This is a genomic window from Brevibacillus nitrificans (genome assembly GCF_003710965.1).
Lineage (GTDB): Bacteria > Bacillota > Bacilli > Brevibacillales > Brevibacillaceae > Brevibacillus > Brevibacillus centrosporus.
The window spans coordinates 171,647-189,826 of the sequence record NZ_RHHU01000001.1 but is presented as its reverse complement, the minus strand read 5'-3'; the positions used below and the strand labels follow the sequence as shown (position 1 = coordinate 189,826).

Sequence of the window (18,180 nt, the reverse complement as noted above, 5' to 3'; positions counted from 1 at the left end):
TGGGGTTTCTCGACAAACTGGAGCGGAGAAAGAACTCCGCTCTATTTTTTTTCGATCGCTTCGTATAGAAAGGATTCCCCGTTCCGGTAAAAGCGCGGGTCATAGATGCCCAGCGCTTCTTCGTTATCGATGACAACGACAAAGGGTGCCCATGAAAAGAGGGCCTTTGCCTTCGGATTGCCTTGGAAAAGGGGGCGAAGGTCGGTGTGTTCCTGAGATTCCAGAGCAGCGATTACTTCCGGTTTCTTCCACACAGCAGCTTCCACAATCTCGACCTGCTTGCCGGACTTGCCGACCACTGTGAAATGCCAAGGGATGAAACTGGCGGAAAGGGCTGCCTGGTCATATTTTTGCTTTGCTTCGGCATAGAGGATCGCACCTTGGGAGGATTGAATTGCGACATGAAGAGCCATCAGTGCCCACACCCACTTGAAGGTGAGAGGCGACTGCCACTTCTTCCATCGTTTTAGCAGATATCCTCCGCCAATCAAAATCCAAAAGACGAGATCAACGATGGGGATGGTTCCGAAGGTGATGCGGATGGCAGAGAACGGCTCCAAAAAACCAGTTCCCCAAGCATTGAACAAGTCACTGACATCGTGGATCAAAACAGCCAGCATCCCAAAAAGGAACAGCTTGATGCTTTTCTCCTTCCATATCCACGCACAACAGCCCCAGATGATGAGTGCCCAGACTGGCACCAGGAAGATCGAATGAGTCAAGCCGCGATGCCACATCTGATACATCACTTCACCTGTAGCTGTGAATTGACTGAGCACGTCGATATCCGGGATTTGACTGCCCACCAGTGCCGTGAAGAAGAGGCTTTTCTTCATGCTCTTGGTCTCGCTATCCTTCTTCTTTGCACCGTACAGCGCCAACCCAAACAAGGTATGCGTGATCGAATCCATGCGCCGCTCCTCTCCGTTTTGTTTATCTTAAAAGAACATGATTGTTGAAAAAGTGTGAGGATTCTGAGAAGGAACGGCGGTTATTCTTTCTCTTTTTCCAAAAACGTTACCTTCTTGATCAACTGATCCTTTACCTCATAAATCGCTACAGCCTGAAACGGTTCCCGATTGTCCCGGCCGCTGACTTCCTCCAGATCGATGACAAATGAACCAAATGTAATCCGATTTTGGATAGCCGCACGATTGTTGGGATTGGCTGCAAACATTTTGGCATAGCGCTCCCGCAGTTCGTCTTCTCCCCGCACGAGCACGTTTCCACTCGGGTGCTCCGTGATTTCGATGTCGGAGATGTAGGTGGATACGAAGCCTGCTACATCCTGCTTGTTATAGTAATCCAACTGCAACTGGACGACTTGCTCGGGTGTTTTCTTTTCTGACATGTGACTGCCTCCTTGGGTTTTGCTCGTTCGCAAGCATGATGGTCATTCTCATTCTTTTCTATGGTAGCAGAAGAGAGGAAAAGCGAGCAATCAAGATGAAAAACTGACCTTCCTGATTTGTAGAAAATTGACCCTTTTAGCAGGTCAAATTCTAAGTAAGATGAGAGTATTGGCCATAAGGGAGGATTTACCATGAAACAAACGTCCGTGCAATCCGCTTTTCAAGAGATTTTATCCTTACCTCAAATTGTAGCACTTTATGTGGGAGCGGTCGTTGGCTCGGGAATTCTACTCATCCCGGGATTGACCGCTGAGCTGGCTGGTCCTGCTTCGATACTGGCATGGTTGGTCATGTCTATTCTGGTCCTTCCGATGGCGATCACGATGGGGCTGTTATCAGCGAGGCATCCCCACTCAGGAGGAGTCTCCCATTTCGTCCGTCTGGCCTACGGAGATCGCTTTGGCAACGCGGTAGGCTGGTTTTTTCTTTTGTCTGTGCCGATAGGCGGTCCGATCCTGGGAGTGACGGGAGCCAAGTATTTTGCGATATTGATGCATTGGGGAGATAGCGAGACTTACTGGATGGCAGCCCTGATCTTCTTCATCGTCCTCCTGATGAACGTATTCGGCTTGCAGCTGGCTGGCAAAGTACAGACGATCGTCGTTTCGCTGATTATCGCCATCCTGCTGCTCGCCATATTCACAGCCATTCCTCACTATGACGCGGCTAACTTTACCCCATTCATGCCAAACGGCTGGTACAGTGTCATGCAAACCGCGGTCCTCTTGTTTTGGTGCTTTATCGGGTGGGAAGCGGTCACCCATCTCTCGCAGGAGTTTGTCAATCCACAAAAAAACGCGATTCGCGGCGTTCTGTGGAGTGCGGGAGTCGTTGCCCTGCTTTACTTTGCCGTCGCGTTTTTGACCGTTGCGACACATAGCTACGGAAGCCAGAAGTCAGCGGCTTCCCTGAGTGTTATGGTGCAGCTCTCACTAGGACCGATCGGCGGATGGATCGTCGCTGTAACGGCATTGTTCATCTGTATTGCATCGGCGAATGCCTATGTAAGCGCCGCCTCGCGTATCGCCTATTCCCTGGCGCAGGAAGGAATTGCCCCGAAGTGGTTCGGCATCTTGCATCCGAAATACAAGACTCCCATTGGAGGACTCACATTCATTTCAATGGCGTTTATCGTGGTGCTGATTCTCTTGGCGAGCGGGGTGATTTCCTTTGCCCAACTGATTCAATTGCCGAATGCCACCTTTTTTGCGACCTACATTGGAGGGTGCTTTGCGGGAGTGCGGTTGCTGCGTGATTCTCGCTTGGGCCAACTCTGCGCTTGGATTTCCCTGCTCGTCTCGTTTGGTCTGTATCCTTTTCTCGGTTGGGCCGGTCTGTACCCAGTGGCGATCGTCGTCTTTTTGCAGCTGTGGGAATGGCGCAAGCAACGGCTAAAGGCGAAGGTATCCATAACGTCATAAAGCGAAGACTCATTCCCGTAGCGGGGTATGAGTCTTTTTTCGTGTGCCGAAAACTAGGAGAGATGCGAACAAAATCGTTGTTCGATTGGTTATTGACTTTGACGGTGCGTCAACGTGTACGATGAATTTGTCAGGAGGGATGACCATGGAATATACCGTACAAAAGCTGGGGCTCCTGGCGGGCGTCAGTACCCGGACGCTCCGATACTACGACGAGATTGGCATTCTCAAGCCGGCGAGAATCAATTCGTCCGGGTATCGCATCTACGGACCGTCAGAGGTGGATCGTTTGCAGCAAATCCTTTTTTACCGCGAGCTGGGTGTGACCTTGGAGGAAATCAAGGAAATACTCGCATCGCCTGCTTTTGACGCCATTTCGGCTTTGCGAGAGCACAGGATAAAGCTGCTGGAGAAAAGAGAGCACTTGGATGCGCTGATCGCAAACGTCGATCTGACGCTAGCAGAGAAAGAAGGGATGAAAACCATGAGCGACAAACAAAAATTCGAAGGCTTCAAGCAAAAGCTGATAGACGATAACGAGCGACAATACGGCGAGGAAATTCGGGCCAAGTACGGGGAGGAACAAATCAACAAGTCCTATCAGAAGCTCAAAGGGATGACAGAGGAAGAGCATGCCCGGCTGGAGGAATTGGCGAACGAGATCTTGCAGACGCTGGTGAAAGCGATGGAAACGAATGATCCGGCAGGAGAGCTTGCGCAGAAGACGGTTGAGCTTCACCGACAATGGCTGAGTTTTTACTGGGCGGAATATAGCAAGGAAGCACATAAGGGACTCGCACAGATGTACGTAGACGATCCGCGTTTCACCGCTTATTATGACAAAGCAAGGCCAGGAGCTGCTGTATTTTTGCGAGACGCCGTGTCGGTGTATGCAAGCAAGGAATGAATAAGCAGGCTGCTGTCCAAATCCAGGATGGCAGCCTTGTTTCATTTACAAGGGCGATATACCGAAAAAACAGGAATGGGACAGAACGTAGCCAAATAAATGAAGAGAGGGTTGATCGACGAAGGAGGGATACGATGGAGAGGCTCAAAGGGAGCGTTGCCGTCATTACAGGAGTGAGTCATAAAAAGGGCATAGGGGCAGCAATTGCACGCGCTTTTGCAAGGGAGGGCGCGGATGTCTTTTTCGCTCATTGGCAGGCGGAGGAAGAATGGCCAGACAGCTTTCAAGCAGAACTCGCGAGTTTCGGAGTACGCTGCGTGGGCATGTCCATCGATTTGGCGGACCCAGAAGCGCCCAGCCAGCTGCTTGACACGGCTGCGCTTACCATCGGCGCTCCTACTATCCTGGTTAACAACGCCGCCTATTCAACGAGAGACGGTTTCGAGCTATTGGATGCAGCGACAATGGACGCGCACTATGCCGTAAATGTCAGGGCAACCTGCTTGCTGAGTGTAGAATTCGCCCGGCGTATCAAGCAAGACCGCCGGGAAACGGGAAGAATCATCAATCTCACGTCTGGACAAGGTCAGGGCCCGATGCTCGGGGAATTGGCGTATGTGGCAAGCAAGGGAGCCATTTCAGCCTTTACCCTGACGCTGTCTGCAGAGGTGGCGCCGCTCGGGATTACTGTAAATGCGATCAATCCGGGACCGACCGACACGGGCTGGATGTCCCCCGCTTTGGAGGAGGAGCTCGTGCCCAGGTTTTTACTCGGGCGTATGGGACAGCCAGAGGACGCGGCACGCCTGGCGGTTTTTCTAGCCAGCGAAGAAGCGCAGTGGATCACGGGGCAGGTTATCAACTCGGAAGGTGCCTTTTTACGTCGCTGAACCCGTAGTATCTCGAAGTCGTTCTCCTAGTGGAGTGACGCGTCCGTCCATGCTGGTGGTATTTTTCTCCCGGTGGTATTCGACGAGACCATCTTCGCCTTTGGCCACCGCCCATTTCTGCAGCGTGTCACGTTCCCCCGTATAGGAGTAATACGGGACGGAAAAGCCGCACGAAGTCTTGACGCTCTGCACGTTCACGACAATGATTTGCCGGGCTCCCGGGAGCAGTTCAAACCGAGGGGCAAGCTGCTCCCATTCGGGTGTATCAGGCAAAACGACTTGTCCCCTTCCGTACAGACGCAGGATCATGGGTGGGCCTTCAAAGGCCATGAACATAATGGTAATGCGCCCGTTCTCGGCGAGGTGGGCGCTTGTTTCATTGCCACTGCCGGTCAGGTCGAGATAGGCGACTTCTGTCGAGGAGAGAATTCGCAGTGTGTCATAGCCTTTTGGTGACAGGTTTACATGGCCGTGGTCATCAGATGGGGCGGAGCCGACGAAAAACAGATGCTGCTTTTTGATAAAAGCTTCATGCTCAGGTAAGATCTCGGAAAATTGTTTTCCCAAGTCAAACACCTCCCTTTCAATTGGGTGCACGGAAATCTGCGAAAGAAGGACTATATATGACAAACAACCGTACAAAGGGAACGGCTATGCCAGAGCGAGTCCTGCGATGGATCGTTGCATCCGTGGAAGCAGCTTCCGAGGTCCACCACGTTCAACAGCTTCAGGGAGGAATTTCCTCCCTGATTCATCGTATCACGCTGCGACGATCGGGGGTAGAGGAGAGCTATGTCGTCCGGCAGTTCAACAACGAGGATTGGCTGCGGGAAGAGCCGGACTTGGCATGGCATGAAGCGGAGAGTCTTCGGCATGCGGAGCGATTGGCGATACCGACGCCAAAGCTGATCGCCTACGACGAAACAGGAGAGCATGGCAATGTTCCTGCACTGCTCATGTCTCACCTGAACGGCTCCGTTGTTCTAGAGCCCCGTGACAAGCAGGGATGGATCCATGGACTGGCGAGCACACTCGTCACCATACACAACAGCGATACAGACGACTTCCCCTGGAAGTACGCTACATACCAAAACCTCGAAAAACTGGAGGCTCCGGCTTGGGGAAAGGATCGAGCCATGTGGCAGCAGGTAATCGACTATGTAAAGCGGCCGCGCCCGGCCTTTCCTCCGAGATTTATTCACAGGGACTATCACCCGACCAATGTGCTTTGGGCAAATGGAGAGGTAAGTGGGGTGGTCGATTGGGTGAATGCTTGCGTGGGACCAGCGGGCATTGATGTAGGTCACTGTCGAGTCAACCTTGCCCAGCTCTATGACGTAGAAACGGCTGATGCGTTTTTGACGGCGTACCAGCAGGAAGCAGGAGAATCTTTTAGGTATGACCCGTACTGGGACCTGGTTTCCTTGACTGACATTTTGTTTGGACCGCCTCAGGTGTATGCCGGCTGGACAGCGCTGGGCTTTACAGGCTTGACCGATGCCCTGATCGCTGATCGTCTCGAAGAATACGCCAAAAGCTTGGTGGAGCGAATCGCTAGGTGAAGTGATTGGTTTTCGCCTGTTCCCTTCTTATGGTAAAGTGGAAATATTCCTATCCAATAAGGAGGCAAGAGCGGAAATGCAGCCAAAAGAGCCACTCCAATTGGGGCAGCGCATCCATCTGATTGACGGTTTCGACATGGGTTGGCCAGAGAGAACAGGCACCTATGTCATTGAGGAAGAACAATTGACCTTGATCGAAACAGGGCCAAGCCCTTCCGTTCCATATATTCGGGAAGGCTTGGCGAAGCTAGGTTATACGACAGAGCAAGTCAAATACGTGATCGTGACCCACATACACTTGGACCATGCGGGTGGAGCCGGCTTGTTTTTGCAGGAATGCCCGAATGCGACCATCGTGGTTCATCCAAAAGGAGCGCGTCACTTGGTTGACCCCAGCAGACTGATAGCAGGTGCACGTGCTGTTTACGGCGACCAGTTTGACGAGCTGTTCGACCCGATCGTACCTGTTTCAGAAGACCGACTGATGATCAAGGCAGACAAAGAGACGCTTCAGATTGGGCCGAATTGTACGTTGGAGTTCATGGATTCTCCAGGGCATGCCAATCATCACTTCAGTATTTACGATCCGGTCAGCAACGGCATGTTTACCGGGGATACGGCTGGCGTGCACTATCCTCAGCTGCGTCAGGAAGGGATTCATTTCGTGTTGCCATCCACGTCACCCAATCAGTTCGATCCAGACAAAATGCTGGCTTCCATCGAGCGATATCGGGAACGAAAGCTGGACAGGCTCTACTTCGGACACTTTGGCATGACTGACCAGGTAGAGGACGCATTTCGTCAAGTCAGCGAGTGGCTGCCTGTTTTTGTTCGGGAAGGGGAAGAAGTGCTGGCACAAGGCTTGACGCAGGACGAGCTCGCGCAGCGGCTCCTGCATCGCGTCACTGATTTCCTGCGACAATTGGGAGTGGCAGACGAGCATGAGATTTACAAGATCATTCAGGTCGATCTGTCTGTCTGCTCCATGGGCATCGTAGATTACCTGCAAAAGAAAAACGGATAAAGCAAGAGCGGCTTCGCCAGCGAATTCTGGTGGAGCCGTTCTTGTGCTGGGAAGATTTCTAGTTTTTTTTCCTAAGGAATGCTATCATGGTGGGGAAGTATGAGAGCATGGGACAATTGGATAGGAGTACTCGCAAACAGGTGCCTCGCGTTGACAAACGGACGAGGTGAAAAGGGAAGTCGGTGCAAATCCGGCGCGGTCCCGCCACTGTAAAAGGGTGTAACCCGAAAGAAGGGTTTCTTCCCGAAAGCCAGGAGACCTGCCTGTATGCTTACCTGCTGGGTTCCTTCGCGGAAAGGATCGGCCGGATTGATTGTCTATGGCAGATAAAGTTCAATGCGATTTCGCCATTTGGGACCTGAAAAGCCGACCCTTCACTTCTAGCGTAGGAGTAAAGGGTCTTTTTGCGCTCGCTTATGGCAGATTCGCCTAGGTCAACGAGAGAAGAAAGGAAGTTTTTGAAATGAAACGATTGTGGAAAATGTCCATTCCGTTCCTGGTTGCCGTAAGCCTGGTCGGATGTGGAAATAACCAGCCTGCGCAGCCAGCTCAGCCTGCAGCACAAGAGCAAGCAGCGGCACAGAAACCGGCAGAGGCGACGACAAAGGAAACGGTATATCCTTTGACAGTCACGGATGCCACGGGAAAAGACGTGACCTTCCCAAAAGCACCGGAGCGGATTGTCTCGACCTCACCTGCGGAAACAGAAATATTGTTTGCACTAGGGCTGGATGATCGGATCGTCGGAGTGTCTGATTACGATGATTATCCTGATGCAGCGAAGTCGAAGCCGAAAGTCGGCGGGGTTGTAAAGCCAAACGAGGAAGCCATTTTGTCCCAAAGTCCTGATTTCGTCATTGGCGGAATTTCCATGGAAAAGCCTGTGGCAGAAAAATTGAAATCGTTGGGCATGCCTGTCTATGTGACACAGCCAAAGAAGCTGGATGATATCATGGGCAACATCTTGGCGATGGGAAAAATTACGAATAAGCAGGAGCAGGCAGAGAAACTGGTCGCGCAAATGAAGGACGACATCGCCCGCGTACAGGATGCCGTGAAAAACGTAAAGCCGGAAGACCGGAAAAAAGTTTACCTGGAGTTTTCTCCTGGCTGGACCGTGGGAAAAGGGGAGTTCATGGACGAACTGATCTCTCTTGCCGGTGCGACGAATATTGCTTCGGATACAGTAGGCTGGAATCCGATCAGCGTGGAGAAAATCGTCAAGGATGATCCGGATGTGATCCTGTATGCAAATGGCATCACGGATGAAAAGACAGGGAAGCAGCTTGAGGATATCATCAAGAATCGGAGCGGCTGGGATAAAATCAAAGCGATTCGTGAGTCGCAAATTTACGGAATGGATCAAAACACGCTGTCTCGCCCTGGCCCGCGGATTACCCAGGGCTTGAAGGAAGTCGCAAAAGCCATTTATCCAGATCTGGTGAAATAGGATGAAAGGGAGACTGGTTATCTGGAGCGGGGCAGGCCTTTTGCTGTTGCTTGCATCCGTGATCATTAGCATTTCGCTTGGAGCAGCGAATTTGCCGCTCTCTCAAGTCTGGCTGATCATGCTGCATCAGGTGCCGGGCCTCTCCGAAATCGTATCAGTGAGCTGGCCTGAGTCAGCCGAGCAGATCGTCATGAAGGTTCGCTTTCCACGGGTGGTACTGGCTATTTTGGTGGGCGCTTGTCTGGCGCTGGCTGGGGCTGGGTTTCAAGGAGTACTCCGAAATTCCTTGGCTGATCCGTATACCATGGGAGTGGCTTCCGGATCGGCTGTGGGGGCTGCCTTTCTGATCCTGTTTGGCCTGCATATATCTTTTCTTGGCGAGTGGAGTACGCCTGTCGTAGCGTTTTTCACGGGCTTTCTCAGCTTGTGGATCGTGATGCGCTTGGCGAATACACAGGGGAAGCTGCAGACGGAGACGCTGCTATTGTCTGGTGTTGTCGTGCAGGCTTTTCTCGGCTCACTCGTGTCCTTTATGGTCTCGCTCTCCGACCAGACCGTCAATGAAATTGTGTTCTGGTTGATGGGAAGCCTGTCTTTTCGCGGTTGGCAGTTTACGTATGTATTGTTCCCTTATCTGCTCGTCGGCCTGATCATTATGACGACGTATTCGCGTGCACTAAATCTGTTTTCGCTAGGGGAAAGGCAGGCAGCTCATCTCGGGGTGCATGTGGATCGGACGAAGCTCGTCGTGCTGATTGTCGCTACGCTTTTAACGGCGGCAGCTGTTTCCATTTCCGGAATTATCGGCTTCGTCGGCCTAGTCGTTCCCCACCTGGTACGCATGATGGTCGGGCCAGATTATCGTATCCTTTTGCCGATGTCCACGATTTTTGGCGGGATTTACGTCCTTTGGGCAGATACGCTTGCCCGGATGCTGCTGGTGCCGACAGAAATTCCATTGGGTGTCGTTACGGCGTTCCTGGGTGCACCGTTTTTTGCCTACCTTTTGAAAAAGAACAAGCGGGTTGGAGGGAGATAAGTCCAGTGATTGAGGTAGCTTCCGTACATAAATCGTACAACGGCAAGCAGGTCGTGAAGGACGCCCGCTTTTCCATAGCTCGTGGCGAGTTTTTTGGCATTATCGGCCCAAATGGAAGCGGAAAATCCACCCTGCTGAAAATGATCTCAGGGGTTGTGCCTGCAGATGGCGGTGAAATTTCCCTGAATGGCAAACGAATGGGCTCCTATTCCCGCAAAGAGCTTGCGCGCCTTTTGGCTGTCCTCGAGCAGGAAGCCCTCCCTCCCGTTGGCTTTCGCGTGCGGGAGGTGCTGGAGATGGGAAGATTTCCTTATCAGAACTGGTTGGGAGAAGAACCAGAGGACCCGACTCCGTTGATTGAAGAAGTCATCGAAAAGCTTGGACTCGGCGAGCTTACCGAGCGGACGCTGGACCAGCTAAGCGGTGGAGAAAAGCAGCGTGTCGCTTTAGGAAAAGCTTTGGTACAAAAGCCAAGGGTGCTGCTGCTGGATGAACCGACGACGTTTTTGGATATTGGGTACCAGATTCAGCTGATGGATATTGCCCGCAGCTGGCAGAAGAACACGCACGTAACAGTCGTAGCTGTCCTGCATGATCTAAATTTGGCTTCGCTCTACTGTGATCGGATTCTGATGCTGCACAAAGGAAATCAAATCAGTGTAGGGAACCCCCAGGATATTTTGCAAAGCGCGCTGATTGAACAAGTGTACGGAACGAAACCAATCGTGATGGAGCATCCCGTGCATCATCGTCCACAGATCATCCTGCAAGCAGGGTCATGATAGAAAAGGGGGAACCTCATGGTCGTGCTGATTACGGGTGGCGCCAAGAGTGGCAAGAGCTCATTCGCCGAAAAATATGCGGCGCGTCTGGGTGCAAAGGGGATCTATATCGCTACTTCCCCCGTTTTTGATGAAGAACTCGAGGAGAGGGTCAAACAGCATCAGCTGCGCAGGGCACAGGCAGCTATTCCATGGGATACCATCGAAGAGCCGCATGAGCTAACTGCCATTCTCCGAGAGCTGGCTGCAGCCGCAAAGCTGTGGGAGGAGGAGACGGTAGTTGTGGTGGACTGTCTGATCCTCTGGCTGTCGAATTGGCTGCTGCGTTTTGAGCAGGACAGGGCAGTGGAACGAATCGAGGAGCAAATGGCGTTACTTGTGGACACGCTGCGAGCTTTCCCTGGAACGCTGCTGCTGGTGACCAACGAGGTCGGATACGGCATCGTTCCCGCATATCCGCTGGGGCGCCTGTTTCGCGATCTGGCAGGTGTCATGAACCAGCGAATCGCCGCGGTATGCGATCGGGTCTTTCTCGTTACGGCTGGTATTCCGGTTGAATTGAAAAGCAGGGAGTTCATTTTCTAAGGCGCGGACCTGGCTCAGGTTCGCGTTTTCGTCCTTTTTGTGGTATCATAAAAGAAAAGCAATGGAAGGGATCAGGATACCATGCGTCCCTATAGGACGATCTGGAAACGTTTTGACCTCTCCTACATCTAGCTTCGTAGTAGTCGTTCGTCACTTTTAGACGACCAACCTACTACGGAAGCGAGGTCTTTTGTATGAGTAGCGACTTATACCTGCGAATTACCTCCCTAGTCGGTTGGCCGTCTGTGCCAAAACCGACAAAATTGCGAGGAATTCATGATGAGGAGAGCGCTGCAAGTAATCCGACGGTATAGTTTGATTTTGTTTGGCGCGTGTTTATTAGCTTTTACCTATTATCACATCAATTTTCAAAACCACCTGTCTGAGGGTGGATTCGTTGGTCTGGGTCTGGTGGCGAAATACGCTTTTGACCTGTCTCCAGCGACCGTGATGCTCTTGCTCGACATCCCACTATTTTTGGTGGCTTGGCTGGTAAGAGGACGTCAATTTATTGGGGATACGATCTTGGCATCCCTGTCGTTTACCGTTTTCTATGATTTGTTTGAACGGTATTCGCCGCTTGTCGTTGACTTGAGCAGCATGATGCCTGTGGCCTCTATTCTTTCCGGTATTTTGACTGGATTGGGCACGGGATTGGTACTGCGATTTGGTGCAGCTACCGGAGGGGACGATATTTTGTCCTTGCTGCTGAGCAAATACACGGGCCTTTCGATTGGTACCATTTTTCTCTTGCTGGACGTCATGGTTTTGACATTGTCTTTCTGGTATGTGCCTGTAAAAGAAATGGTCTTTACGATCTTGGCAGTTGTCATTTCCAGTCGCGTCATTACGTGGACAGTGACTTCCCATGCAGTGGTTGCCGAAGAAGGCGAAGAGGGTCATGGAAGTGTATCCGTGACACACAGATAATAGTGAGATTCTTGTTGAAAGACGTGCGAATAGAAAAGAAAATGGGAAAGACCTTGCCTGAAGGATTGGGCAAGGTCTTTTTACGTAATATTTGGTACCGTAATATTTCGCGCGCGAGTAGATAATATCGAATAGGAATGCCATCATCTTATGTAGGACGAAAGAAAGGAAATGCGTATGAGCGAAAATTTCTTTGGAAACTACAAGGAATTTGTGGTCGTCCCCATGGAAGAAAATGAGGAAGGAATTGAGGAGGTATTTGTCCCACAGGATTATTCGGTTCATTACATTCTCACCTTCTCGCTGTACGATTCCTGCATCTCAAGCTGGAGAGAGGCGAGCAAATACCATCTGGACGCCGAGAAAAGCTTGAGAAAAGTGGTGGAGGAGCTCAACGCAAAAAAGAAAGGGATCGTTCGCCTGGAATTGCTGGAAATAGATGATAAGACAACTTATTTTGTAGTAGCATTATCTTGGAAAGACCAGAAAGAAGAGGAAGAAACTGTTCGGCGCAACATCCACTATTTTTTGGAAAAAGATTTTTCGACGGACCTGCTGATTGGGGAGAAGTGGTACCAGCTAATCGGCGCCAAAGGTAAGTTTGAGCGCCGCCTTTTTGCCTACAACATGGAGAAATACGAAGCACATCTATCGTCCTAAAGGAAAAACTGGGCATAATATCCTGTGTTTTAGACAAAACGTGAGTAATGTGATGCAGGGAGACTCTGAAGCGAAGGCGAATCAAGGCATAAGTAGGAGATAACTACAGCAGAATGATTGTGTCATCCCGTGAAAATCGGTTCCAATGTAACATAAATCCCATCACATATACATCCGATACCAGAATAGAGACGAAAAAGGGAGACAGGGGAACATATGCCTACATATTACTACTTCAGTTGCCAGAAATGCCGAACTCGCGGGGGAGTTTTCGGTGAACAGGCATGGGGTTGGGGGAACTTTGACATGATCGAATCCTTCAAATACCTTGCCCATCATATTCATACATGCGGAGAAGATTCCATCCGTGTCATCTCCGAAGAGGAAGATAATTATATTGATCAATTACATACGGAATACAATCACTTTTTAGAAGAAACGAAACATATTTTTCCCCATTCAAAGGACTGGGCCTTCCTGGTCAATTGGAAGGATTTATCCGTGGATGATTTAAAAGAGAAGTGGGTCGAAGAAAATCGGATTGGCTACGAGGATGAACGGACGAAAGTCACAGGCGTTCTCGAGCAATACGAGCTGATTCAAGGAGATGATGGACATCCCCGTTACCATGGCTACGTCGTGCCAAAGGAAGGGGAGCGGGTAGCCGTAATCGGAAGTGCCAGACAATTGCCTCTTGTAGGTAGATCCTATATCATCATAGGGGTGGGGCGGGAACATGCAGAGCTGGGAAACGTATTGGAAATACATAAAATCATTCCTGACTCCTAATACAGAAAGGGGCATTTTTTCATGAGCATCGATCGAGTCGGACAAGCATTGGAACAAGTGAGAGCGGTGAATCCGCTCATTCATAATATCACGAACGTTGTCGTCACCAATTTTACGGCCAATGGACTATTGGCGCTCGGAGCCTCTCCCGTGATGGCGTATGCCAAGCAAGAGGTTGCGGACATGGCGAAAATAGCAGGTGCACTCGTGCTGAATATGGGGACTTTGGATGACAAGGTTGTGGAAGCCATGCACATCGCAGGGAAATCTGCGAACGAACACGGTGTTCCGGTTCTCTTTGACCCGGTGGGGGCAGGAGCAACTGCTTATCGAACGGAAACAGCGCAGGAATTGGTCAAGAGCGTAGCCGTTTCCATCGTGCGAGGGAACGCGGCCGAGATCGCGAATGTAGTGGGGGAGTCTTGGGAAATCAAAGGCGTCGACGCGGGAGAAGGAAAAGGAGATCCTGTGTCACTGGCGAAACAGGCGGCGAAAAAGCTGGGGACAATTGTCGCAATCACTGGCAAGGAAGACGTAATCACAGATGGGGAACGCACCTATGTGATTCGTAATGGACATCCGATTCTGACCAAAGTAACCGGAACGGGCTGCCTGTTGACATCGGTTATGGGAGCGTTCGCAGCAGTTGGCGAGGACAGACTGTTTGCGGGAGCTGCCGCACTGGTGTGCTATGGGGTAGCGGCCGAAAAAGCAGCCGCGAAAGCTGCTGGTGAAGGTCCGGGCAGCTTCCAAATTCAATTTCTGAACCAATTGGCAGTGATGACTGTAGATGATGTGCATAGACAAGGACAGCTGGAATTCCTCGAATAAGCTCCTCGTCTTAGCAACTGGTTCCTGCAAATAAAAAAATCCCCCCAAAGCGGGGAGAAAATGATCCGGACTATGACTAGGCTAGGTATGTTAGGGCGTAGCTGTAATTGCGCAACGCATATGATAGCAGCTTCTTCTGATGTTCGGAAAGAGCGAGGAATATGAATTCGACTTGATCATTTTCGTAAGGACGTAAATAGAACTCGGAGATTCCATGGCAAATGATTTCTCTCTTTAACGCCACTGCCACTTTGGCGTCCGTGCAGATGTGCAATTCCACGGTGCTACCCTCCTTGGACATTAACTAGAGTACCAAATAATTACTGGGAATTGTATACAATTTGTGTCAGGATCATGTCCAAGTTGTTACCGATTTTTGTATGAAGATCGACTACAAAGAGTATTCTGTCAATGGTCGCTTTAGCGGTTATCTGGGATGCATTTACTGCGTGTAAAATAAGCCGAGATCATGGCGGCTACTCTGCCCTTTTCGGTGGAGAGATCATGCTTTTTGCTTGCCAAGCATCTGAGTAGCTCCTTGTCGCAGCTGCAGGAAAAATAACCGCGCTTTTCGTAGCAGCGATCGTGCCTTTTGCAGCATCTGTCGATCTCGTCGATCGGTGCGCCAGGTCCAGAACAGCCGGGGCCGCACCAATTTCCATACAAACAAGGCAATTGATTTCGACGGCGCTTTTTATTGAACAATGAGCATCACCACGCTTGTAAGAGTTACTGTTAGATTATTGGAACAGGGGCAGGAATGCTTTAGGCAGGATGCCCTTCTTTTGGAGAAAGTTCACCATATTGCTCCTAGGAAAGGGAGCCGAATTTTGACATTTTTAATCAGCCAAAAACTTATGAAACAACTCTTGAAATGATAGAAAAGATATGATAGATTATTTCTTGCCGAGCAAGTTGGCAAAAGAATAGGGATGGATGTCCGAGCGGCCGAAGGAGCACGATTGGAAATCGTGTAGGCGGGGTCGACCCGTCTCGTGGGTTCAAATCCCACTCCATCCGCCATATTTTGGCCCGTTGGTGAAGCGGTTTAACACAGCAGCCTTTCACGCTGTCATACAGGGGTTCGAATCCCCTACGGGTCACCTATTACCCACACTCGTTGTTGGTGCTTTCGCAAAGGACTCGGGATATGCTGCAGAGCATACCGTCACTCTGTGGGACCCGACATGAGTCGAGGGATAGCGGAGGCTTAGCTCAGCTGGGAGAGCATCTGCCTTACAAGCAGAGGGTCGGCGGTTCGATCCCGTCAGCCTCCACCACCACGTTTTCGGCTCGGGAACTCACCGTTCCGGTTCACCCTCGAAGAGAATACAGAGGAGTTTTGCTCGGGTACTTCAGATCTTGCTTGTCAGCGCAGAATTTTCAGCGTCGCCTCGCAAGCGGGAAGCGATCCCGTCAGCCTCCACCATTCACATGCGGACGTAGCTCAATTGGTAGAGCGTCGCCTTGCCAAGGCGAAGGTCGAGGGTTCGAGACCCTTCGTCCGCTCCATCGTAATTTTAGTGTTGTCGTGTTTAGGAAAAAACTTGGCGGTGTAGCTCAGCTGGTTAGAGCGTTCGGTTCATACCCGAAAGGTCGGGGGTTCGATTCCCTCCGCCGCTACCAAATAGATCGACTGTATGGCGGTCGTGGCGAAGGGGTTAACGCACCGGATTGTGGCTCCGGCACTCGTGGGTTCAAGTCCCATCGATCGCCCCATACGTTTTGAAAAGAGTGTGATGGAGAGATCTCTGTCACACTCTTTTTCGTTTGCCTAACGCATCAAGAAAAAGCTCCGCTCCTTACCTGACGAGAGGCAAGGAACGGAGCTTTTTGGCTGTTCCGAAGAAGGCGGGAGAGGGGCTTACTTTTGCAGCATTTGCTTGACTAGCTCCCGATTTCGCTGCTTGAAAATCTCATTGTGGGAAGAAACCATTCCGTAAGAATTCGCTTCCGGCTGTACAAATTGCTTGGCTTTGTTAACAGCGTTCGCAGCGTCATGGAAGGCTCCTGCGATCAAGTGGAGCTTGCCGTCGTAATGCACAATATCACCGGCAGCATACAGCCCTGGGATCGACGATTCTCCGTTTGAGCTAGCCGCTACGTAGAAATCTTCAACCAATTGAATGTCCAAGCTGCTGTTGCGCAAGAGGCTCGAATCCCGCTCGTATCCGTGGTTGATGATCACATCATCGACAGCGAGAGTCGTGACCTCACCAGTTTCGTGATTGGTCAGTTCTACATACTCAACGACCTCGCGATTGGCAGAAGCGACGAGTCGCGTGATGGTGGTTTGGAAGAAGCAGGTAGCCGAGCTGGTCATGAGCTGAGTGACTTGGGCTTCATGCGCGGACAGGTTTTCTTTCCGGTACGTCAAATAAACTTTTTTTGCGATCGGCTCCAATTCGTTTGCCCAATCGATCGCGGAATTCCCTCCGCCTGAGATGATGACCGTTTTGTCCTGAAAGTAGTTAATCGACTTTACTGTGTAGTGCAGATTGGATACCTCGAACTTCTCTGCCCCCTCCAGATGCAGCTTTTGCGGGGTCAAAATTCCGCCGCCGACAGCGACGATGACGGTTTTGGAGTAGTGCAGCTTGCCGGACGCTGTGTGCAATATAAAAATTCCGTTTTCATCGCGAGAGATCGATTCCACTTTCTCATTTACTACGACTTCAGGATGGAAGGTAAGCCCTTGAGCGATTAGCTGCTCGATGAGTTTGGCACCCGTAATCGGTGTCTGTCCCCCCACGTCCCAGATCATTTTCTCCGGGTACACATGGATTTTCCCGCCCAAATGCGGCTGGAACTCAATCAGCTTTGTTTTCATTTCGCGAAGTCCGCTATAGAAAGTGGAGTAAAGCCCTGCCGGACCTCCACCAATAATGGTAACGTCAAATAAATCGTGCTGCTCCATATCGATCACTCCTGCTATTATATGTAAGTGATTCTCATTCTCATCAAATTATAATTCCTTTTCTTGCTCATGACAACCTAATTAAGTGTTGACAGTAAAAATGAACAACCTTTATAGTATAATACGAAATTGATAATCATTATCAGGTTTTCCCTAAACTTTTTTCAACAAATGGAGGGTACATAATGGCTCGCCTGTATACAGAGGATTTGAACATTGGCTATGGTGAACGACTGATTGTAAAAACACTCAGTGTGCAAATTCCAGATAAAAAAATCACGACCATCATCGGTTCCAATGGCTGCGGGAAATCTACGCTTCTCAAGGCGATGACGCGGATCATTTCCCATCAGGGCGGAACGGTCATTTTGGATGGAGAGAGCATTTCCAAAGAAAATACGAAGGTTCTTGCGAGAAAAATGGCGATCCTGCCACAAACACCGGAAAGTGCAAGTGGACTAACAGTAGGCGAGCTCGTATCGTATGGACGGTTTCCTTATCAGAGCGGGCTTGGCCGATTGACCAAAAAAGACTACGAAGCGATCGACTGGGCGCTTGAGGTTACGGGAACCAAAGAATTCAAATATCGTCCTGTCGATGCCCTGTCAGGTGGACAACGCCAGCGGGTCTGGATCGCCATGGCGCTCGCGCAGGAGACGGAAATCATCTTCCTGGACGAACCGACTACCTACTTGGATCTGGCCCATCAGCTGGAAGTCCTCGAGCTTTTGCAAAAGCTGAATGTCGAGCAAGACCGTACGATCGTCATGGTCTTGCATGATTTGAACCAAGCCGCACGTTTTGCGGACTACATGATTGCGCTAAAAGACGGGCAGGTCGTGAAGGCTGGCGGATGCGAAGACGTTATGAAGCCAGAGGTACTGAAAAAAGTATTCCAGATTGACGCCGAAATCGGACGAGATCCTCGGACAAACAAACCTATGTGTATCACGTACAACTTGGCTAAAGGGGAATAGACAT

20 protein-coding genes, 6 tRNA genes and 1 riboswitch are annotated in these 18,180 nt (G+C 50.6%); of the genes, 20 read left to right on the top strand and 6 right to left on the bottom strand.

All coding sequences use genetic code 11. From position 1 onward, the window contains the following. Positions 1-41: 41 nt before the first annotated feature. Complete coding sequence (locus EDM59_RS00960) at positions 42-911, bottom strand: metal-dependent hydrolase (RefSeq protein WP_122921913.1); 870 nt, start codon at positions 909-911, stop codon at positions 42-44. Between the two features lie 80 nt (positions 912-991). Next, positions 992-1,351, bottom strand: coding sequence for a nuclear transport factor 2 family protein (locus tag EDM59_RS00955; protein WP_122921912.1), 360 nt, complete (start codon positions 1,349-1,351; stop codon positions 992-994). Between the two features lie 192 nt (positions 1,352-1,543). On the opposite strand from EDM59_RS00955, the gene EDM59_RS00950 reads away from it, so the two are divergent. From EDM59_RS00950 to EDM59_RS00940, 3 genes are all read left to right on the top strand, one after another. Continuing rightward, entirely contained in the window at positions 1,544-2,833 is a 1,290-nt protein-coding gene (locus EDM59_RS00950) for an APC family permease (RefSeq protein ID WP_122921911.1), read from the top strand. Between the two features lie 145 nt (positions 2,834-2,978). Beyond that, positions 2,979-3,740 carry a MerR family transcriptional regulator gene (locus tag EDM59_RS00945; RefSeq protein ID WP_122921910.1) on the top strand — a complete coding sequence of 254 codons (762 nt, stop codon included), beginning with the start codon at positions 2,979-2,981 and terminating at the stop codon, positions 3,738-3,740. A gap of 134 nt (positions 3,741-3,874) precedes the next feature. Beyond that, a complete protein-coding gene (locus tag EDM59_RS00940) occupies positions 3,875-4,630 on the top strand; it encodes an SDR family oxidoreductase (RefSeq protein WP_122921909.1) in 756 nt (251 codons plus the stop codon). Here EDM59_RS00940 and EDM59_RS00935 read toward each other — a convergent pair. Next, positions 4,619-5,197, bottom strand: coding sequence for a pyridoxamine 5'-phosphate oxidase family protein (locus EDM59_RS00935; protein WP_122921908.1), 579 nt, complete (start codon positions 5,195-5,197; stop codon positions 4,619-4,621). The genes EDM59_RS00940 and EDM59_RS00935 overlap by 12 nt on opposite strands. A gap of 56 nt (positions 5,198-5,253) precedes the next feature. Between EDM59_RS00935 and EDM59_RS00930 the strand changes: the two genes are divergently transcribed. The 10 genes from EDM59_RS00930 (at position 5,254) to thiM (ending at position 14,282) form a co-directional block, all read left to right on the top strand. After that, positions 5,254-6,192, top strand: coding sequence for a phosphotransferase family protein (locus EDM59_RS00930; protein WP_122921907.1), 939 nt, complete (start codon positions 5,254-5,256; stop codon positions 6,190-6,192). Positions 6,193-6,268: 76 nt separating this feature from the next. Further along, on the top strand, positions 6,269-7,216 hold the full coding sequence (locus EDM59_RS00925; protein WP_122921906.1) for an MBL fold metallo-hydrolase: 948 nt from the start codon (positions 6,269-6,271) through the stop codon (positions 7,214-7,216). A 121-nt stretch (positions 7,217-7,337) separates the two neighbouring features. Next, a riboswitch (cobalamin riboswitch) is annotated at positions 7,338-7,497 on the top strand. Positions 7,498-7,679: 182 nt separating this feature from the next. Beyond that, complete coding sequence (locus EDM59_RS00920) at positions 7,680-8,666, top strand: ABC transporter substrate-binding protein (protein WP_122921905.1); 987 nt, start codon at positions 7,680-7,682, stop codon at positions 8,664-8,666. A gap of 1 nt (position 8,667) precedes the next feature. Beyond that, entirely contained in the window at positions 8,668-9,705 is a 1,038-nt protein-coding gene (locus EDM59_RS00915) for a FecCD family ABC transporter permease (RefSeq protein WP_122921904.1), read from the top strand. A 5-nt stretch (positions 9,706-9,710) separates the two neighbouring features. Next, on the top strand, positions 9,711-10,487 hold the full coding sequence (locus tag EDM59_RS00910; protein WP_122921903.1) for an ABC transporter ATP-binding protein: 777 nt from the start codon (positions 9,711-9,713) through the stop codon (positions 10,485-10,487). A gap of 18 nt (positions 10,488-10,505) precedes the next feature. Continuing rightward, complete coding sequence (gene cobU / locus EDM59_RS00905; protein WP_122921902.1) at positions 10,506-11,072, top strand: bifunctional adenosylcobinamide kinase/adenosylcobinamide-phosphate guanylyltransferase; 567 nt, start codon at positions 10,506-10,508, stop codon at positions 11,070-11,072. Between the two features lie 276 nt (positions 11,073-11,348). After that, complete coding sequence (locus EDM59_RS00900) at positions 11,349-12,002, top strand: YitT family protein (RefSeq protein ID WP_092267666.1); 654 nt, start codon at positions 11,349-11,351, stop codon at positions 12,000-12,002. Positions 12,003-12,179: 177 nt separating this feature from the next. Continuing rightward, positions 12,180-12,662 (top strand): hypothetical protein, encoded by a 483-nt coding sequence (locus EDM59_RS00895; protein ID WP_122921901.1) that lies wholly within the window; start codon positions 12,180-12,182, stop codon positions 12,660-12,662. Positions 12,663-12,968: 306 nt separating this feature from the next. After that, a complete protein-coding gene (locus EDM59_RS00890) occupies positions 12,969-13,451 on the top strand; it encodes a hypothetical protein (RefSeq protein WP_246010849.1) in 483 nt (160 codons plus the stop codon). Between the two features lie 21 nt (positions 13,452-13,472). Continuing rightward, positions 13,473-14,282, top strand: a complete 810-nt coding sequence (gene thiM, locus EDM59_RS00885; protein WP_122921899.1) for a hydroxyethylthiazole kinase — start codon at positions 13,473-13,475, stop codon at positions 14,280-14,282. A 76-nt stretch (positions 14,283-14,358) separates the two neighbouring features. Here thiM and EDM59_RS00880 read toward each other — a convergent pair whose 3' ends face one another. Continuing rightward, entirely contained in the window at positions 14,359-14,562 is a 204-nt protein-coding gene (locus EDM59_RS00880; RefSeq protein ID WP_122921898.1) for a hypothetical protein, read from the bottom strand. Between the two features lie 140 nt (positions 14,563-14,702). Beyond that, a complete protein-coding gene (locus EDM59_RS00875; RefSeq protein WP_092267912.1) occupies positions 14,703-14,948 on the bottom strand; it encodes a phospholipase A2 family protein in 246 nt (81 codons plus the stop codon). A 264-nt stretch (positions 14,949-15,212) separates the two neighbouring features. Here EDM59_RS00875 and EDM59_RS00870 point away from each other — a divergent pair. The 6 genes from EDM59_RS00870 to EDM59_RS00845 all read left to right on the top strand — a co-directional run bounded on the left by EDM59_RS00870 (position 15,213) and on the right by EDM59_RS00845 (position 16,001). After that, positions 15,213-15,305 (top strand) — tRNA-Ser (locus EDM59_RS00870). 6 nt (positions 15,306-15,311) lie between these two features. Continuing rightward, positions 15,312-15,385, top strand: a tRNA-Glu gene (locus tag EDM59_RS00865). 101 nt (positions 15,386-15,486) lie between these two features. Continuing rightward, a tRNA-Val gene (locus EDM59_RS00860) sits at positions 15,487-15,562 on the top strand. 156 nt (positions 15,563-15,718) lie between these two features. Beyond that, positions 15,719-15,794: transfer RNA gene (locus EDM59_RS00855), tRNA-Gly, on the top strand. Between the two features lie 37 nt (positions 15,795-15,831). Continuing rightward, positions 15,832-15,908 (top strand) — tRNA-Met (locus tag EDM59_RS00850). A gap of 17 nt (positions 15,909-15,925) precedes the next feature. Beyond that, positions 15,926-16,001: transfer RNA gene (locus EDM59_RS00845), tRNA-His, on the top strand. 145 nt (positions 16,002-16,146) lie between these two features. On the opposite strand, the gene EDM59_RS00840 is transcribed toward EDM59_RS00845, so the two are convergent. Beyond that, a complete protein-coding gene (locus EDM59_RS00840) occupies positions 16,147-17,199 on the bottom strand; it encodes an NAD(P)/FAD-dependent oxidoreductase (RefSeq protein WP_122921897.1) in 1,053 nt (350 codons plus the stop codon). A gap of 185 nt (positions 17,200-17,384) precedes the next feature. Here EDM59_RS00840 and EDM59_RS00835 point away from each other — a divergent pair, with 185 nt between their 5' ends. Further along, the gene (locus EDM59_RS00835; protein ID WP_122921896.1) at positions 17,385-18,176 is read left to right on the top strand and encodes an ABC transporter ATP-binding protein; all 792 of its coding nucleotides are present in this window, start codon (positions 17,385-17,387) and stop codon (positions 18,174-18,176) included. Positions 18,177-18,180: the final 4 nt, after the last annotated feature.

Bases quoted from the DNA above. Each gene is read 5' to 3' on its own strand.
- EDM59_RS00960 (WP_122921913.1), bottom strand. From the start codon at position 911: ATGGATTCGATCACGCATACCTTGTTTGGGTTGGCGCTGTACGGTGCA.
- EDM59_RS00955 (WP_122921912.1), bottom strand. From the start codon at position 1,351: ATGTCAGAAAAGAAAACACCCGAGCAAGTCGTCCAGTTGCAGTTGGAT.
- EDM59_RS00950 (WP_122921911.1), top strand. From the start codon at position 1,544: ATGAAACAAACGTCCGTGCAATCCGCTTTTCAAGAGATTTTATCCTTA.
- EDM59_RS00945 (WP_122921910.1), top strand. From the start codon at position 2,979: ATGGAATATACCGTACAAAAGCTGGGGCTCCTGGCGGGCGTCAGTACC.
- EDM59_RS00940 (WP_122921909.1), top strand. From the start codon at position 3,875: ATGGAGAGGCTCAAAGGGAGCGTTGCCGTCATTACAGGAGTGAGTCAT.
- EDM59_RS00930 (WP_122921907.1), top strand. From the start codon at position 5,254: ATGACAAACAACCGTACAAAGGGAACGGCTATGCCAGAGCGAGTCCTG.
- EDM59_RS00925 (WP_122921906.1), top strand. From the start codon at position 6,269: ATGCAGCCAAAAGAGCCACTCCAATTGGGGCAGCGCATCCATCTGATT.
- EDM59_RS00920 (WP_122921905.1), top strand. From the start codon at position 7,680: ATGAAACGATTGTGGAAAATGTCCATTCCGTTCCTGGTTGCCGTAAGC.
- EDM59_RS00915 (WP_122921904.1), top strand. From the start codon at position 8,668: ATGAAAGGGAGACTGGTTATCTGGAGCGGGGCAGGCCTTTTGCTGTTG.
- cobU (WP_122921902.1), top strand. From the start codon at position 10,506: ATGGTCGTGCTGATTACGGGTGGCGCCAAGAGTGGCAAGAGCTCATTC.
- EDM59_RS00900 (WP_092267666.1), top strand. From the start codon at position 11,349: ATGATGAGGAGAGCGCTGCAAGTAATCCGACGGTATAGTTTGATTTTG.
- EDM59_RS00895 (WP_122921901.1), top strand. From the start codon at position 12,180: ATGAGCGAAAATTTCTTTGGAAACTACAAGGAATTTGTGGTCGTCCCC.
- EDM59_RS00890 (WP_246010849.1), top strand. From the start codon at position 12,969: ATGATCGAATCCTTCAAATACCTTGCCCATCATATTCATACATGCGGA.
- thiM (WP_122921899.1), top strand. From the start codon at position 13,473: ATGAGCATCGATCGAGTCGGACAAGCATTGGAACAAGTGAGAGCGGTG.
- EDM59_RS00840 (WP_122921897.1), bottom strand. From the start codon at position 17,199: ATGGAGCAGCACGATTTATTTGACGTTACCATTATTGGTGGAGGTCCG.
- EDM59_RS00835 (WP_122921896.1), top strand. From the start codon at position 17,385: ATGGCTCGCCTGTATACAGAGGATTTGAACATTGGCTATGGTGAACGA.